The 14,934-nt window shown below is 73.7% G+C and carries 15 protein-coding genes; 10 read left to right on the forward strand and 5 right to left on the reverse strand.

Annotation, left to right across the window (positions count from 1 at the left end; all coding sequences use genetic code 11):
* Positions 1 to 468, reverse strand: coding sequence for an indole-3-glycerol phosphate synthase (locus ACFYYB_RS39505; protein ID WP_327303845.1), 468 nt, complete (start codon positions 466 to 468; stop codon positions 1 to 3).
* 147 nt (positions 469 to 615) lie between these two features.
* Complete coding sequence (locus ACFYYB_RS39510; protein WP_389443054.1) at positions 616 to 1,395, reverse strand: pyrimidine reductase family protein; 780 nt, start codon at positions 1,393 to 1,395, stop codon at positions 616 to 618.
* Positions 1,396 to 1,431: 36 nt separating this feature from the next.
* Here ACFYYB_RS39510 and zapE point away from each other — a divergent pair, with 36 nt between their 5' ends.
* The 5 genes from zapE to ACFYYB_RS39535 all read left to right on the forward strand — a co-directional run bounded on the left by zapE (position 1,432) and on the right by ACFYYB_RS39535 (position 6,937).
* Positions 1,432 to 2,541: a cell division protein ZapE gene (gene zapE, locus ACFYYB_RS39515; RefSeq protein ID WP_389443056.1), complete on the forward strand. Its 1,110-nt coding sequence runs from the start codon at positions 1,432 to 1,434 to the stop codon at positions 2,539 to 2,541.
* Positions 2,542 to 2,604: 63 nt separating this feature from the next.
* Entirely contained in the window at positions 2,605 to 3,030 is a 426-nt protein-coding gene (locus tag ACFYYB_RS39520) for an OsmC family peroxiredoxin (RefSeq protein WP_266885705.1), read from the forward strand.
* Between the two features lie 132 nt (positions 3,031 to 3,162).
* Entirely contained in the window at positions 3,163 to 4,584 is a 1,422-nt protein-coding gene (locus tag ACFYYB_RS39525; RefSeq protein WP_389443059.1) for an alkaline phosphatase PhoX, read from the forward strand.
* 566 nt (positions 4,585 to 5,150) lie between these two features.
* Positions 5,151 to 5,981 carry a PPK2 family polyphosphate kinase gene (locus tag ACFYYB_RS39530; RefSeq protein WP_389443157.1) on the forward strand — a complete coding sequence of 277 codons (831 nt, stop codon included), beginning with the start codon at positions 5,151 to 5,153 and terminating at the stop codon, positions 5,979 to 5,981.
* 17 nt (positions 5,982 to 5,998) lie between these two features.
* Positions 5,999 to 6,937 carry a polysaccharide deacetylase family protein gene (locus ACFYYB_RS39535; protein ID WP_389443061.1) on the forward strand — a complete coding sequence of 313 codons (939 nt, stop codon included), beginning with the start codon at positions 5,999 to 6,001 and terminating at the stop codon, positions 6,935 to 6,937.
* Positions 6,938 to 6,981: 44 nt separating this feature from the next.
* Here the strand turns inward: ACFYYB_RS39535 and ACFYYB_RS39540 are convergent, their stop codons facing one another.
* Together ACFYYB_RS39540 and ACFYYB_RS39545 are read right to left on the reverse strand one after the other, a co-directional pair.
* Positions 6,982 to 7,182, reverse strand: coding sequence for a hypothetical protein (locus tag ACFYYB_RS39540; RefSeq protein ID WP_327303851.1), 201 nt, complete (start codon positions 7,180 to 7,182; stop codon positions 6,982 to 6,984).
* A 21-nt stretch (positions 7,183 to 7,203) separates the two neighbouring features.
* Entirely contained in the window at positions 7,204 to 7,878 is a 675-nt protein-coding gene (locus ACFYYB_RS39545; protein ID WP_389443063.1) for an AIM24 family protein, read from the reverse strand.
* 71 nt (positions 7,879 to 7,949) lie between these two features.
* Here ACFYYB_RS39545 and ACFYYB_RS39550 point away from each other — a divergent pair, with 71 nt between their 5' ends.
* The 5 genes from ACFYYB_RS39550 (at position 7,950) to ACFYYB_RS39570 (ending at position 14,112) form a co-directional block, all read left to right on the forward strand.
* Positions 7,950 to 8,699: an aminoacyl-tRNA hydrolase gene (locus tag ACFYYB_RS39550; protein ID WP_389443065.1), complete on the forward strand. Its 750-nt coding sequence runs from the start codon at positions 7,950 to 7,952 to the stop codon at positions 8,697 to 8,699.
* A 200-nt stretch (positions 8,700 to 8,899) separates the two neighbouring features.
* Positions 8,900 to 10,273, forward strand: coding sequence for a DUF692 domain-containing protein (locus ACFYYB_RS39555; protein WP_389443067.1), 1,374 nt, complete (start codon positions 8,900 to 8,902; stop codon positions 10,271 to 10,273).
* Positions 10,270 to 11,337: a TIGR04222 domain-containing membrane protein gene (locus ACFYYB_RS39560; RefSeq protein ID WP_389443069.1), complete on the forward strand. Its 1,068-nt coding sequence runs from the start codon at positions 10,270 to 10,272 to the stop codon at positions 11,335 to 11,337. Before ACFYYB_RS39555 ends, ACFYYB_RS39560 begins: the two co-directional genes overlap by 4 nt.
* Positions 11,338 to 11,421: 84 nt before the next feature.
* On the forward strand, positions 11,422 to 12,207 hold the full coding sequence (locus ACFYYB_RS39565) for a TIGR04222 domain-containing membrane protein (protein WP_389443071.1): 786 nt from the start codon (positions 11,422 to 11,424) through the stop codon (positions 12,205 to 12,207).
* An 81-nt stretch (positions 12,208 to 12,288) separates the two neighbouring features.
* Positions 12,289 to 14,112, forward strand: coding sequence for an alpha/beta fold hydrolase (locus ACFYYB_RS39570; RefSeq protein ID WP_389443073.1), 1,824 nt, complete (start codon positions 12,289 to 12,291; stop codon positions 14,110 to 14,112).
* 106 nt (positions 14,113 to 14,218) lie between these two features.
* On the opposite strand, the gene hemQ is transcribed toward ACFYYB_RS39570, so the two are convergent.
* On the reverse strand, positions 14,219 to 14,932 hold the full coding sequence (hemQ, locus tag ACFYYB_RS39575; protein WP_327303858.1) for a hydrogen peroxide-dependent heme synthase: 714 nt from the start codon (positions 14,930 to 14,932) through the stop codon (positions 14,219 to 14,221).
* Positions 14,933 to 14,934 lie beyond the last annotated feature (2 nt).

Here is a 14,934-nt window from a genome sequence, read left to right on the forward strand (position 1 = left end):
CTATTCCTTGTGGGCGAAGAGCTTGAGCACCGGAACGCCGACCTTGTGGCGCGCCCGCGAGGCCCAGTCCCGGTGGAAGAACTCCTCGACGTAGTGCGGGGCGGTCAGCACGATCACCTCGTCGGCGTTGGTCTCGGCCACCACCGCCTTCAGCTTGTCGAGCGGGTGGTCCTCGACGATCTGCCCGACGGCCTTGGCTCCCTTGGCCCGCAGCGAGGCGAGGGAATGCTCGATCGCCAGTTCGGCGGGGCCGCGGGCCGCGTCGCCCTCCGGTTCGTCGCCCTCGTGAATGGCCTCGGGAAGCTCACCGAGCGCTACGTCGTCGATGGCGCGCAGCAGCCGGTCCCGGTCGCCGCGGGGCTGCATGAGGACGATGAAGGAGACCTGCTCGTCTCCGTGGAGGGTGGTGACGAAGTCCACGTCGACGGGGGTCAGCGGCTGCTCGATCATCAATACGCTCGTGAACACGGACGCCCTCTCCTTCGTGGGCCGAGACCGGCCGGCCGGCCCCTGCGGAAACCATCCTGCCCCGCTGTCGCACGGGGCCTGTGCGGTTATACCTGCCCACTACTGTGCCCAGCGGAAGCTAAGCGGAACGACAAATTCCGCCTCTCTTCAGATCCGACGGTAACGCGTGAACAGAAACCCGGCCTCTTCCAGCAAGCAGGCCGGTGCGAGCCGGTGCGGAACCGTGACGGAGGGGCCGCCGGAGATCCGCTGGGCGTCACCCGCCGTGAGCATCGGCGAGATCGTCAGGCACAGCTCGTCCAGCGCGTCCGCGGCCACGAACTGACCCAGCAGCCGGGGCCCGCCCTCGGTGAGCTGGCGACGCAGCCCCCGGTCCGCGAGTTCCCGTACGGCCCGGGCCGGGTCCACGGCCGCCCCGTCGCCGGCCACCACCACCTGCGCCCCGGCCTTCACGGCCTCGGCGACCCGGTCCGCAGGGGCGGCGGCTCCGGTGAGCAGCAGGGTGGGCGCCAGCGGGGCGGTGAACAGCGGCAGCGAGAAGTCCAGGTCCAGGCTCGCGGAGACCACGGCGATGGCGGCGGCGGGCCCCTGGCCGGCCGCCTCGCGGCGGGCGGCGAAGGCCTCCCGGGCCCGCGCGGGGCGGTAGCCCTCCTGGCGAACCGTTTCCGCACCGACGACGATGACATCGGCCAGCGCCCGCAGGGTGCCGAAGATCCGCATGTCCGTCTCGCCGGAGATCGGCTGCGAACGGCCGTCGTGCTGGGCCGCGCCGTCCAGGGTGGAGACCATGTTGGCCCGCAGCCAGTGGCCGCGGCCGTCCGGGCCGAGCTCGGGGTACTCGTACGCCTCGGCGAGTTCGTCCAGCGACCATTCACGGTCGGTCTGGTCCGCTGATGTCTGATCGGTCACAGGGAACAGGCGTCGCATCGGTGCAGTGTGCCACGCCCCGTAGAGTTAAGAGCTGTGTCAACCTCTCTCTCGCCCTCAGCGTCAGCCTCCGGGCGGCCCCCGATAGCCGACGCGGGACCGCAGTCCCTGTGTGCCCGCGAGCCGCGGGTGCCCGCCGAACGGCTCGTGGCCGAGATGGTGCCGCCGCCCCGCTTCGACTCGGTGCGCTTCGACACCTACGACCCGGACCCGGCGCAGCCCAGCCAGTCCGAGGCCGTCACCGTCCTCGCGGACTTCGCCGCGGGCCTCGGCGGGGCGCACGCGAGCGGCTCGGGCAAGAAGCGGTGGTTCTCCAGGACCCCGAAGAGCACGGCCCCGACCGGACCGCGCGGGGTCTACCTCGACGGCGGCTACGGCGTCGGCAAGACCCACCTGCTCGCCTCCCTCTGGCACGCCACCCCGGCCGAGCCCGCGCTCAAGGCCTTCGGCACCTTCGTGGAGCTGACCAACCTGGTCGGCGCGCTCGGCTTCCAGCAGACCGTGCAGACCCTCGGCGGGCACCGCCTGCTGTGCATCGACGAGTTCGAGCTCGACGACCCGGGCGACACCGTCCTCGTGTCCTCCCTGCTCAGCCGCCTGGTCGAGCAGGGCGTGGCGCTGGCGGCCACCTCCAACACCCTGCCCGGCAAGCTCGGCGAGGGCCGCTTCGCCGCCGCCGACTTCCTGCGGGAGATCCAGGGCCTGTCCGCGCACTTCCGCCCGCTGCGCATCGACGGCCAGGACTACCGCCACCGGGGCCTGCCCGAGGCTCCCGCGCCGTTCTCCGACGAGCAGGTCACGAAGGCGGCGTACGCCACCGAGGGCGCGAGCCTCGACGACTTCCCCGGGCTGCTGGAGCACCTGGCGCGGGTCCATCCCAGCCGGTACGGGGCCCTGACCGACGGCATAACGGCCGTCTGCCTCACCGATGTCGGCCCGGTCCCGGACCAGTCGACGGCGCTGCGGCTGGTGGTCCTGGCCGACCGGCTGTACGACCGGGAGGTCCCGGTCCTGGCGGCGGGCGTTCCCTTCGACCGGCTGTTCAGTGACGAGATGCTGAACGGCGGCTACCGCAAGAAGTACTTCCGCGCCATCTCGAGGCTCACCGCACTGGCACGCGACGCGAAGCCCCTGGTGTCCCAGTAGGTTTGGGGTCGCCGGGCCGTTCCCACGGCCCGGCCGTACCCACATTCCGTGAAGGGATCCACCATGGCCACCACGCGTACCGCCCACACCAACTGGGAGGGCAACCTCCTCAAGGGTTCCGGCGTCGTCTCCCTCGACTCCTCGGGCCAGGGCTCGTTCGACGTCTCCTGGCCCTCGCGCGCCGAGGCCGCGAACGGCAAGACCAGCCCGGAAGAGCTGATCGCCGCCGCGCACTCCAGCTGCTACTCGATGGCCCTCTCGCACGGCCTTGACGGTGCCGGAACCCCGCCCACCCGGGTGGAGACCAAGGCCGACGTGACGTTCCAGCCGGGCGAGGGCATCACCGGCATCCACCTGACCGTGGTCGCCGAGGTGCCCGGTCTCGACGCCGAGGGCTTCGCCGCGGCCGCCGAGGACGCCAAGAAGAACTGCCCGGTCAGCCAGGCCCTGACGGGCACGACCATCACCCTCACCGCGACGCTGGCCTAACCCCGCGCTCCGCCCGGGCGGGCCGATGGGTCCCGTCCAGGCGGACCCCGGCCCGCGCGGCGCGGCGAGGACGCCGGGGCGGCGTGGTACGACGGGCCGGTCGAAGACCGCTCCCCGCACCCGGAGTCACCGATGAACCTCAGCCGACGCAGCCTGATGGCAGCCGCCTCCATCTCCTTCGCCGGATCGCTCGGCGTGCTGTTCGCCGGAGCCGGACCGGGAGCGGGAGCCGGAGCCGGAGTGGGAGCGGGCTCGCGCAGCAACGGCACGGGCCCGGGTACGGGTACCCGTACAGCCGGCCCCCTCTCCGCCCGCGGCTACGGCCCGCTCGTGGCCGACCCCGCCGGACTGCTCGATCTGCCCGCCGGGTTCGCGTACCGCGTCCTCTCGCGCGCCGGCGACCCGCTGCGTTCGGGCGAGGGCACCGTCCCCGGCAACTTCGACGGCATGGCCGCCTTCGACGCCGGGCGGGGCCGCGTCCGGCTGGTGCGCAACCACGAGAACCGCACCACCGCCGCCCTGCGGGTCCCTCCCGTCGAGGGGCTCACCTACGACCCGCACGCCCTCGGCGGCTGCACGCTCCTCGATCTGGACCCGGCCGGCCGGGTCACCGCCGAGCGCGTCGCCCTCGCCGGCACCGCCGTCAACTGCGCGGGCGGCCGTACCCCCTGGAACACCTGGCTGTCCTGCGAGGAGACCGAGGACCGGGCCGGCACCGCCGGCTACACCCGCGACCACGGCTACGTCTTCGAGGTCGACCCCGCCGACCCGCACCGCTCCGGCGCCGTCCCGCTCACCGCGATGGGCCGCTTCGCACACGAGGCCGTCGCCGTGGACCCGTACCGCGGTGTGGTCTACGAGACGGAGGACGCCTTCACCGAACCCTTCGGGCTCTTCTACCGCTTCCTGCCCGCCCGTCCCCTCGGCGGGCTCGGCTCCCTGTGCGCGGGCGGCGAGCTGGAGGCCCTGCGGGTCCCCGGACTGGCGAACCTCGCGGTGGTGGACGAGCCCGGGGCCGAGTTCCCGGTGGAGTGGGTACCCGTCCCGGACCCGTCCGCGTCCGGGACCCCGATCCGGCTCCAGGACTTCGGTCCCGGCGGGATCACCCACGCCCAGAAGCTGGAGGGGTGCTATTGGGGCGACGGCGGCGTCCACTTCGTCTCCAGCTACGCCCGCACCCGCGAGGGCTCCCCCGCCGAGCACCACGGCCAGGTGTGGTTCTACGACCCGCTGCGCGCGCGGCTCCGGCTGGACGTGGTCTTCGGCCCGGCCGCCGACGTCCGGCTGCCCGGCGATTCCCCCGACAACATCTGCCTGGCCCCCGACGGCGGACTGATGGTGTGCGAGGACGGCGGCGGCGCGCAGTACGTCTTCGGCGTGACCCCCGGCGGCGAGGTCTACCCGATGGCCCGCAACGCCGCCGACATCGGTAAGCCGGGGGCGCCGGAGTGGGGCGAGTTCGCCGGGGTCACCTTCTCCCCGGACGCCCGGACGATGTACGTGAACGCGTACACGCCCGGCACCACCTTCGCGGTGACGGGTCCATGGCGGTGAGCCGTACTGCCTTCCGGCCCGCCCGCACCGCCTTCCGGCCCGCCCGGCCTGGCCTTTCGTCACGTCGCGGCGCACCGCGTTGTGGTGGAGGATCGTATGGAGTCGACGGATCGAGGTAGGTAGCGGTGGCCAAGAAGGACAGCAAGGACGAGAAGGCCGGGAAGCCTGCCAAGGCGTCGAAGTCGGCCGCCGCCAAGGCGGGGAAGTCCGCCAAGGCCGACAAGCCGGAGAAGGCTGCCAAGGCCGGGAAGTCCGCCAAGGTTCCGAAGGCCCGCAAGGCCTTCAAGTCCGCCTCCGAGGAGGCCGCGGAAGCGGCCGCCGCGCCCGCCAAGGGCGAGAAGTCCGCCAAGGCGGAGACGAAGGCCGATCCCGGCAGCGACGCGGGCACCGCCACCACCACCGCCGCGACCGCCACCGGTGGGAAGCCGAAGTCCAAGCCCCTCTCGCTGCGCGAGCTGCTCCGCATCTCCGCCGAGAACGGCAAGGGCTCCAAGGGCGCCGCCCGCAAGTCCGGCGGCCACGGGCACGGCCACGGACCGGGGTACGAGTACGGGTACGACACCCCCCTGAGCCCCGTGCTCCGCGTCCCCTCCGGCGAGCGCGTCGACCTCGGAGCCTTCCACCCCGGTGCGACCCCCGCCGGTCCCACCGACAAGGCGGCCGGCGTGGCGGACACCGCCCGGATGGGTGAACGGCTCGCCTCCCTTCAGGAACGGCTCTACGCCGCCAGCACCGCGGGCGACCGCCGGCGCGTCCTGCTCGTGCTCCAGGGCATGGACACCAGCGGCAAGGGCGGCACGGTCAAGCACGTGATCGGCCTGTTCAACCCCTCGGGCTGCCGGATCAAGGCCTTCAAGGCGCCCACGCCGGAGGAGCAGAACCACCCCTTCCTCTGGCGCGTCATGAAGGCGCTCCCCCAGCCGGGCGAGATCGGCATCTTCGACCGTTCGCACTACGAGGACGTCCTGATCGCCCGCGTGCGCGACCTGGTGCCGCGCAGTCAGCTGGGCCGCCGCTACGCGCAGATCAACCGGTTCGAGAAGTCCCTCGCCGACGACGGGGTCACCGTGGTGAAGGTCTTCCTCCACATCGGCTACGCGGAGCAGCGCAAGCGGCTCCTGGAGCGGATCGACAACCCGGACAAGCACTGGAAGTTCAACGCGGGCGACATCGAGGAGCGCTCCGTGTGGCCCGCGTACCAACAGGCGTACGAGCTGGCCCTGGAGCGCTGCTCCACGGACGCCGCGCCCTGGTACGTCGTCCCCTCGGACCGCAAGTGGTACCGCAACTGGGCGATCAGCAAACTGCTGCTGGAGCATCTGGAGGGCATCGCGCCGCAGTACCCGAAGGGTGACTTCGACGTGGAGGAGTGCCGCACCCGGCTGCTCGCCACATAGTCATATATTTTGCGCATGTGACCATCTCAGTGCGCAGGACGGCCGCCGTCGCGGCCGTAGCAGCTCTCAGTGCCGCCCTCGCCGCGTGCGGGGGCGGCACCGGTACGCCGGACGCCGGCGGCCGGGCCCGGATGGGAGCCTCCCCGGCCCCTTCCGCTCCGGCCTCCGCCGCCCCTTCCACCGCGGGCTCCGCCGCCCCGCCGGCGAGCCCCCGGAGCAGTCCGTCGGCGTCCCCGCAGGCCGGTGCCCCCGGCAAGGCGCCGACCATGGCTCCTGGTCCGGGCGGTCTGACCCCCGTCTTCGACCGGGCGAAGCAGCGGACCGACAAGACGGTGGCGCTGACCTTCGACGCCGACATGACCTCCGACCAGGGGGCGCGCGCGGCGGACGGGGAGCACTTCGACAACCCGCAGCTGATCTCCACGCTGCGCAGGCTCAAGGTGCCCTCGACGGTCTTCATGACGGGCCGCTGGGCCGAGGAGTACCCGGACCAGGCGAAGTCCATCGGCACGGACCCGAACTTCGAGATCGCGAACCACTCGTACAGTCACCACGCCTTCAAGTCCCCCTGCTACGGACTCCCCACCCTCGACGAGGCCGCCGCCCGCGCCGACGTGGACCGGGCCTTCGAGGCCTTCCGCAAGGCGGGCGCGGTCAACACCGTCCCGTACTTCCGCTTCCCCGGCGGCTGCTACGACGACCAGGCGCTGCGGGCCATCTCCACCGCCAAGGTCACGGCCGTCCAGTGGGACGTGGTCAGCGGGGACGCGTTCGCGAAGGATCCCGACGCGGTGGCCGAACAGGTCCTGGCCGGAGTGAAGCCCGGCTCGGTCGTGGTCATGCACTGCACGCGCAGCGCCGCCCCGGTCACCGAAGAGGCCATCCGCACGATCGTCCCGGAGCTGCGCAAGCGCGGCTACCGCTTCGTCAAGGTCTCCGACCTCATCGGCAAGTAGCCCGCGGCCCCCGCTCCGGCCCTGGTCCGGCCCCCGCTCCCGGCTCAGCCGGAGCAGGCCGTGCGCTGCGCGTCCTGCCACTCGCACACCGGACACAGCACCACGCCCGGGGTCGCGACCCCGTACTCGGTGGGCTTCCCGCACTCCACGCAGTCGGCGTAGGGCGGCCCGGGCACCCGCCCGGCGGGGGCCGCGGGGGCGGGGCAGTACGAGGAATCGGGCACGTGCCGCTCCGTCTGGTCCATGCGTACGAGCCTACTGCCCGGTCAGTGGGCGACGGCCGACTCGGTGGCCTCGCTCGGGCGGACGATGACGAAGCCCTCGCCGCTGAGCTTCAGCTGGACGGCCTCGCCGGAGCCGCCGCGGATCATCGAGCCGACGGACTGGGAACGATGCAGCGTCGTCTCGAGGCGGGCGCTCCAGCCGACCACCGCGTCGGTGTCCACGTACACCGGGGCCTGCGGGGTGACCGGGATGATGATCGGATTCCCGTCGCAGACGACGGCGAGCTTCCCGGTACCGGTGAAGAGGCTGTTGAAGAGGCCGCCGCCGGTCATGCCGGCGCCCTTGAGCATCTTGATCTCGTAGCCGAGGGTCGGGTCGAAGCACAGGACGTTGCGGCCGTTGACGGTCAGGGCGTCGCCGGGCTCGAACTCGATGACGAAGCAGTGGCCCGCCCGGTGCGCGAACCAGGCCTCGCCCTGCCCGCGCACGGACATCAGCGCGAGCCCCTCGCCCGTGACGGCGCGCTTGAGCATGCCGCCTATGCCCTGTCCCTTGCGCTCGAACTGCAGGTTCCCGCGGAAAGCGACCATGGAGCCCTGGCGGGCGAGCATCTCGCCGTCGACGGTGTACTTCACCGACTTGGCGTTCTGCAGGGTCATACCGGGTACGGCAGACGGCTCGACGAGGTTCTCTGACGCGAAAAGATCACTCTTCATGCCGTCGATCCTCGCCCGGCCCGGGCCCCTCGGGCATCAGCCTGGAGGTGGAGGCTGGCAAACTTGGCCGGATGAGCACCGAGGACACGCGCCACGACACGCAGGTACCCGCAGTCGGGTCCGACAGCCCCTTCCGGCAGGAGCGGATCGCCCGCGACGACGCACCGCAGTACGTCCTCCCGCTGGTCGTGCGGATCGAGAAGACGGAGCCGCCGGCCCGGACCGACGCCCTGGAGACGGCCGCCCGCGCGGTGCTCGTGCTGCTCACCGACGAGCGGTCGGCCGGCGAGGGCGAGTGGGCGGCGGCGGTCCGGGACTGGCAGGACGCGCGGATCCGCAAGGTGGTGCGCAGGGCGCGCGGGGCGGAGTGGCGCAAGGCCGGGACCCTGCCCGGCCTCACGGTGCACGGCGCGGACTCGGAGGTACGGGTCTTCCCGCCGGTCCCGCTCGACGGCTGGCCCAAGGAACTGGCCAAGCTCCAGGTGTCGGGCACCGACCTGGACGACCCGGAGCCGGTCGCCCCGGCGGAGGCCGGGCTGCCGGTCCTCTGGCTCAACCCGGACCTGGAGATGTCGGCCGGCAAGGCCATGGCCCAGGCCGGACACGCGGCGCAGCTCGCGTGGTGGGAGCTGACCGGCCCGGAGCGGACCGCGTGGCGGGAGTCCGGCTTCCGGCTGGCCGTACGGACGGCCGCGCGCGAGCGGTGGACGGAGCTGTCGGGGAGCGGGCTGCCGGTGGTGCGGGACGCGGGGTTCACGGAGATCGCACCCGGCTCGTGCACGGTGGTCGCGGACCATCCGGCGCTGCGGGCACGGCTGTAGCGCGGGGCCGCGGGCACGGCCGCGGGACGGGGTCACAGCGGCCGCGGCGGCGGGCCGCGGACCCGTGCGTCCCGGCATGCGGAACGTCGTCCGGGCCGGGAACCTCAAATGTTGCTCTGAACGTCCCCCTGGGCGGGTTGGCCCGGCTCTGCCGGGGCCATGACATCGGCACACGGACCGATGAGAGGGGGCGAGGGGACATGAAGCCCATGGCACACCTGGGGGTGGGCATCGGCTGGCGGCCGGAGATCGCGGGGGCGGTGGAAGGCCTGCCGGGGCTGGACTGGGTCGAGGTCGTGGCGGAGAACATCTGCCCCGGCCACCTGCCGGAGTCCCTGCTGCGGCTGATCGAACGCGGGGTCCGCGTGGTGCCGCACGGGGTCTCGCTGGGCATCGGCGGCGCCGACCGCCCCGACCCGGCGAAGCTGGCCGCGCTCGGGGAGCGGGCGGTGGCGCTGGGGGCTCCGCTGGTCACCGAGCACATCGCCTTCGTACGGACCTCCTCGGTGGCGCCGGGACCGGTGCTCGAAGCCGGGCACCTGCTGCCCGTGCCGCGGACCCGGGACGCGCTGGACGTGCTCTGCGAGAACGTACGGATCGCGCAGGACGCGCTGCCGGTGCCGCTCGCGCTGGAGAACATCGCGGCGCTGGTGTCGTGGCCCGGGGAGGAGCTCACCGAGGCGCAGTTCCTGACCGAGCTCGTGGAGCGGACCGGGGTGCGGCTGCTGATCGACGTGGCCAACCTGCACACCAACCGGGTCAACCGAGGGGAGGACCCGGTCGCCGTGCTGGACGGCATCCCGCTGGAGGCGCTGGCGTACGTGCACGTCGCCGGGGGCGTGGAGCGGGGTGGGGTGTGGCACGACACGCACGCGCATCCCGTGCCGGCGGCGGTGCTGGACATTCTCGCGGAGCTCCGGGCCCGGGTGGACCCGCCGGGGGTGCTGCTCGAGCGGGACGACGACTTTCCGGCCGGGGCCGAGCTGGCGGGTGAGCTGGCCGCGATCCGCGCGGTGCTGGACGGGGGCCCTGCGGGGGCTCTCCCCTCCCCTCCCTTCCCCCGTTCCCCGGAGCTCCGCCCCGGACCCCGCGCCTCAAACGCCGGCGAGGCTGCATCAGGCGACGGCGGAGCCGGATCGGACGGCATGGCCGGGGCCGGGCTTGACGCCGCGCGGACTCGGGTCGGGATCGGGCAGGCCGCGCTGTTGTCGGCGCTCGTGGCCGGGACTCCCGTGCCCGAGGGGTTCGACCGGCAGCGGGTGCGCGTGCAGGCGCGGGCACTCGCGGCCAAGCGGGCCGATGTCGTGGCGAAGCTGGCGCCCGAGCTGCCCGGGATCCTGGGCGGGGAGGACCCGTACCGGGAGGCCTTCCTGCGCTATGCCCGGCAGCGGCCCATGACCGGCGGATACCGGCGCGACGCGATGGAGTTCGCCGAGCACCTGCTGATCCGGGACCTGCCCGCCGACCCCGCCGCACGGCGCCGGCTCACTCTCTGGTGGCGGGACCGGGCCGGGGCGCGGCCACCGGGCCGGGCCGTGCGCTGGGCCCGCGCCCTGGTGGGGAGGGCGGCGTGAACTTCTTCGACTTGCTCGCCGTGGCCGTCTGGATCGGTGTCATCACCTCCTGCGTGCTGCTCCTGCGCGGCCTTCGGCGGTCGCGACCGGCCGCCGTCGGCCCCGCCCCGCGCCTGCACGACCTGTCCGAGGCCGCCTTCATGGCCGGCGGGCCCGGCGCCGTGGTGGACGCCGCGATCGTCTCGCTGCTCTGCGACGGCCGGATGCTGGTCGGCGGGCCCGGCATCGTCCAGGTCCGGCCCGGGGTGCGGGGCGGCGACCCCGCCCAGCGTGCCGTGCTCCAGGCCTGCCAGGGCGCCCCGTCCGGGTGGCTCTACCAGATCCGCTACGCCGCCATGCGGGACCCGGCCGTGCAGGAGACCGGCGACGCGCTGGCCGCCCGCGGGCTGATCGCCGCACCCGGCGGCCGCCGCCGCTGGCTGCGCCACGGGGTGGTGCAGGCCGTGGTGTGCGGGGTGCTGCTGGTGCTCTCGCTGCCGCTGTCCTTCGTCGCGTTCGCGCTGCAGGACGGGCCCGTGAGCTTCCCCGTGCCGTTCATCGTGGAGGTGCTGCCCGTACTGCTGGGCGGGATCGTGGCGGGCACCGTCGGGGCCTCCCGCGCCCGGCAGCGCATCACCCCGGCGGGGGCCGAGGCGCTGCGCGCCATGCGCGCCCACTACGGGGCCGACCAGAACCCGTACGTCCAGACCTCGCTGTTCGGGCTGCGGGGCCTGCGGGACCCGTACCTGCGCGAGCAGTTGGTGCCGGCGGCCCGCGGGACCCGGCTGGCGGCCGCCCAGTCCCGGTCGCGTCCGGGCGGCTCGGGGTCCGACTGGGACGCGGGTGCCGCGATGGTCCCCGTCGTCTGGTGCGCGGGTTCCGACGGCGGCGGGTCGGGCGGGGCGGGCTGCGGGTCCTCCGGTGGGAGCGGCTGTTCCTCGGGGTCGGGCTGCGGGTCCAGCGGGTCGAGCTGTTCCGGCGGGTCCGGGGGGTCTAGTTGCTCCAGCGGCTCCGGCGGGTCGAGTTGCTCCAGCGGATCGAGTTGCAGCAGTTCGTCCAGTTCCAGCTGCGGCAGCAGTTCCTGACCGCCCATCACGGACCCGTCACGAGCTGCTCACACCTCGGCAGAGGGCTGTACCTGGCCGTTCCACGTCTTGTAGAACTCGGACATGTTCTGGGTCCTGTTCCTCCTCCTCGCCTGGGCAGGGCTGCTGTTCGCGTGCACCCGCCTCCTGAAGGCCGCCTCCGAACTGGCGGAGCCCCCGCCGGGCACGGACGCGCGACACCACCACGACGAGCTGAACCTGTACGAGGCCGCCTATCTCGCCGGCGGCCCGGACCGGGTGGCCGAGCTGACGCTGCTGTCGATGCAGCGTCAGCGGCGGCTGCTGCTCGCGCACACCGGCTGGGCGACGGTGGTCGACCCGGTGGGACGCGATCCGCACGAGTGCGCGGTGCTCGGCGCCTTCGGGCCGGACGGGCAGGAGCCCGTGACCTCCGTACGGTCGGCCGTGGCGCGGGACGCGGCCGTACGGGCCCTCGCGGAGCGGCTCGGAGAAGCCGGGCTCGCGTCGCGCGACGAGGCCCGGCAGGACGTCGAGGCAGGGGTCCGGTCGGTCCGGCAGGCCACCGGGATGGTCCTCGGCATGATGGTCGCCGCACTGTGCGTGCCCGATCCGGGGACCACGACCAAGATGATCCTGTGCTGGTTCGCGCTGCCGCTGATCCTGGCGCTGGGCTGCCTGGCCATAGCCCGCGTCGAGGGACACGGACAGTCCGGGTGGGCCTCTCCCGCCGGCCGGCGGCTCCTCGTGGAGCTGGGGCGGGAGCAGGGTGCGCGGGGCTCGCTCACCGCGGTGGCCCTGCGGGGGCTGCGCGCCGTCACGGATCCCGAGCTGCGGGCGGCTCTCACCTACGGCAGGCGGGGGCGGATTCCGCGGCAACGGGGGCATTGAGCGCGACACCGGCCGGTGGTCCTGTACAGGAGGCCGCCCGCCGGATCTCATCGGGAGGTCCGATGAGATGAAAGGCCCGCCATGCGCATGCCCCGGGTGCCCGCCACGGTCGCGCTGGCCGCCCTCGCGCTGGCCGCCTCCCTGCCGATGACCTCCGGCGCCGAGGCCGCTCCGCCGAGCCCGCCCGGGGTGACGGCGCACGCACCGGCTCCGGGCGCACCGGCTGCGGACCCGACTGCGGACGCGGCGCCCGCGGACCCGCCCCCGGGCCCCGCCGGAGCCGCCCGGACGGCCGCCGAGGCCGCCGGGGCCGAGCTCGTGGCCCGGCTGGCCGCGGCCGCGGCCTCCCCCGCGCGCGGGGGGCCTTCCGGCCCGGACCGGGATCCGGCACCGGACCGTCAGGGTGCCCGTCACCGGCTGGAGTTCGGTCCCTGTCCCGTCGCCGAAGGGCTCGGCCCGGACGTGCGGTGCGGCTCGCTCCGGGTTCCGGTCGACTACGCCCGGCCCTTCGGGCCGCAGACCGAGATCCTCGTCAGCCGGGTCGCCGCCTCGGGCGCGGGCGGGGCCCGGCGGCAGGGGGCGCTCGTGTACAACCCCGGCGGCCCGGGCGGGAACGGCCTGTTCTTCCCGCTCGTCGCCGACCTGCCGGAGTGGCGCCGCGTCGGAGCCGCCTACGACCTCGTCGGCTACGCCCCGCGCGGGGTGGGCCGCTCGGGGCGCCCGCTGTCCTGCCAGGACCCGGAGCGGTTCGACCGGGCCCCGGCGGCGGCCGCCGGCGCGCGGCCGGACGCCGCCGCGAAGGAGACCCGGATCGCCGCCGCGCGGGCCTACGCCCGCGGCTGCGCGGAGCGGGCCGGAGCCACCCTCGGCTCGTACACGACCCTGAACAACGTCCGCGACCTGCACGTGCTGCGCGCCGCGCTCGGCGAGAGCGGGCTGACCTTCATGGGGGCCTCGTACGGCACCTACCTCGGCGCGGTGTACGCCACCCTCTACCCCGGCCACGTCCGCCGGATGGTCTTCGACTCTGCCGTCGACCCCGACCCCCGCAAGGTCTGGTACCGCAACAACCTCGCCCAGACCCCCGGCTTCGAGCGCCGCTGGGCCGACTTCCGTGCCTGGACGGCCCGCCACCACGCCGCGTACGGGCTCGGCTCCACCCCCGAAGCGGTGCAGGCCAGTTACGAGCGGGTGCGCGCCGCGCTGGCCCGTGAACCGGCGGGCGGGGTGGTCGGCACCGGGCAGCTGCACTCCGCGTACCTGCGGGCCGCGTACTACGACGAGGTCTGGCCGGGGCGCGCCGCGGCCCTGGCGGCGTTCCTGCGCGGCGATCCGCGCCCGCTCGTCTCGCTGGCCGCCCCGGACCCGGCGGCGGCCGTCGAGGGCGAGAACGCCACGGCCGTCTACACGGCGACCCTGTGCAACGACGCCCCGTGGCCCGCCGACTGGGAGACCTGGGACCGCGACAACACCGAGCTGGCCCGCACGGCCCCCTTCGAGACCTGGGCCAACGCCTTCCTGAACCTGCCCTGCGCCTTCTGGCCGGTGCGCGCACGGCAGCGGCCGGTGGACGTGGGGGTACGGCCGGACGCCCCGCTCCCCCGCACGCTGATCGTCGCGGCCGAACGGGACGGCGCCACCCCGTACGGGGGCGCGCTGGAGCTCCAGCGGCGGCTCGGGCCGCGGGCCGGGCTGGTGACGGAGGCGGGGGCCGGCACCCACGGGGTGGTCGGCGGACGCAACGACTGCGTGGACGCCCACGTGGAGCGGTACTTGCTGACGGGTGACACGGCGGGGTCACGTGTCACGTGTGCGCCGCATCCGGAGCCCGCACCGGTGTCGCTGGACGACCGGGCAGCGAGTGTCCGGGGGCACCCCAGGGCACTGCTGCCGCCAGTCGTCTGAACTTCCGGGCGGGATCTCCGGCTGCGTCGATTCGGGGGCAGGGCCTCCCGATCCCCGGAGGACGCCGGTCAGGCGGTCCTCCGGTCCTTCCCCCCAGGGGAGGTCTCTAGGCGAGCCCGTCCACCAGATCGGCGACGGACTTGCGGCGCCCGGTGTAGAAGGGCACCTCTTCGCGGACGTGCATGCGGGCCTCGGAGGCGCGCAGGTGGCGCATGAGGTCGACGATGCGGTACAGCTCGTCGGCCTCGAAGGCGAGCAGCCATTCGTAGTCGCCGAGCGAGAAGGAGGCGACGGTGTTGGCGCGCACGTCGGGGTAGCCGCGGGCCATCATGCCGTGGTCCTTGAGCATGCGGCGGCGGTCCTCGTCGGGCAGCAGGTACCAGTCGTAGCTGCGCACGAAGGGGTAGACGCTGACGTAGTCGCGCGGCGTCTCGTCGGCCAGGAAGGCCGGGATGTGGGACTTGTTGAACTCGGCCGGGCGGTGCAGGGCCATGTTCGACCAGACCGGCTCCAGCGCGCGTCCCAGCTTGGTGCGGCGGAACAGGTTGTACGCGGTCTGCAGCTCGTCGGAGGTCTCCGCGTGCCACCAGATCATGATGTCCGCGTCGGCGCGCAGGCCGGAGACGTCATAGGTGCCGCGGACGGTGATGTCCTTGGCGGCCAGCTGGTCGAACAGCTCCTGGACCTCGTCGGCGAAGCCGGCGCGGTTCTCGGGGAGCACGTCCTTCAGCTTGAAGACGGACCACAGGGTGTAGCGGATGACCTCGTTGAGGTCCTTCGCCTTCTTCCCCGCGTTGGGAATCTTCTCTGGTGCAGTCATGT

It is taken from the genome of Streptomyces sp. NPDC002886 (assembly GCF_042888445.1).
GTDB lineage: Bacteria > Actinomycetota > Actinomycetes > Streptomycetales > Streptomycetaceae > Streptomyces.

Excerpts from the sequence above, each read along its gene's own strand:
- ACFYYB_RS39550 (WP_389443065.1), top strand. The coding sequence starts at position 7,950 with ATGAGCACCGAGGACACGCGCCACGACACGCAGGTACCCGCAGTCGGG.
- ACFYYB_RS39520 (WP_266885705.1), top strand. The coding sequence starts at position 2,605 with ATGGCCACCACGCGTACCGCCCACACCAACTGGGAGGGCAACCTCCTC.
- ACFYYB_RS39525 (WP_389443059.1), top strand. The coding sequence starts at position 3,163 with ATGAACCTCAGCCGACGCAGCCTGATGGCAGCCGCCTCCATCTCCTTC.
- ACFYYB_RS39540 (WP_327303851.1), bottom strand. The coding sequence starts at position 7,182 with ATGGACCAGACGGAGCGGCACGTGCCCGATTCCTCGTACTGCCCCGCC.
- ACFYYB_RS39545 (WP_389443063.1), bottom strand. The coding sequence starts at position 7,878 with ATGAAGAGTGATCTTTTCGCGTCAGAGAACCTCGTCGAGCCGTCTGCC.
- ACFYYB_RS39565 (WP_389443071.1), top strand. The coding sequence starts at position 11,422 with ATGTTCTGGGTCCTGTTCCTCCTCCTCGCCTGGGCAGGGCTGCTGTTC.
- ACFYYB_RS39570 (WP_389443073.1), top strand. The coding sequence starts at position 12,289 with ATGCGCATGCCCCGGGTGCCCGCCACGGTCGCGCTGGCCGCCCTCGCG.
- ACFYYB_RS39555 (WP_389443067.1), top strand. The coding sequence starts at position 8,900 with ATGAAGCCCATGGCACACCTGGGGGTGGGCATCGGCTGGCGGCCGGAG.
- hemQ (WP_327303858.1), bottom strand. The coding sequence starts at position 14,932 with ATGACTGCACCAGAGAAGATTCCCAACGCGGGGAAGAAGGCGAAGGAC.
- ACFYYB_RS39510 (WP_389443054.1), bottom strand. The coding sequence starts at position 1,395 with ATGCGACGCCTGTTCCCTGTGACCGATCAGACATCAGCGGACCAGACC.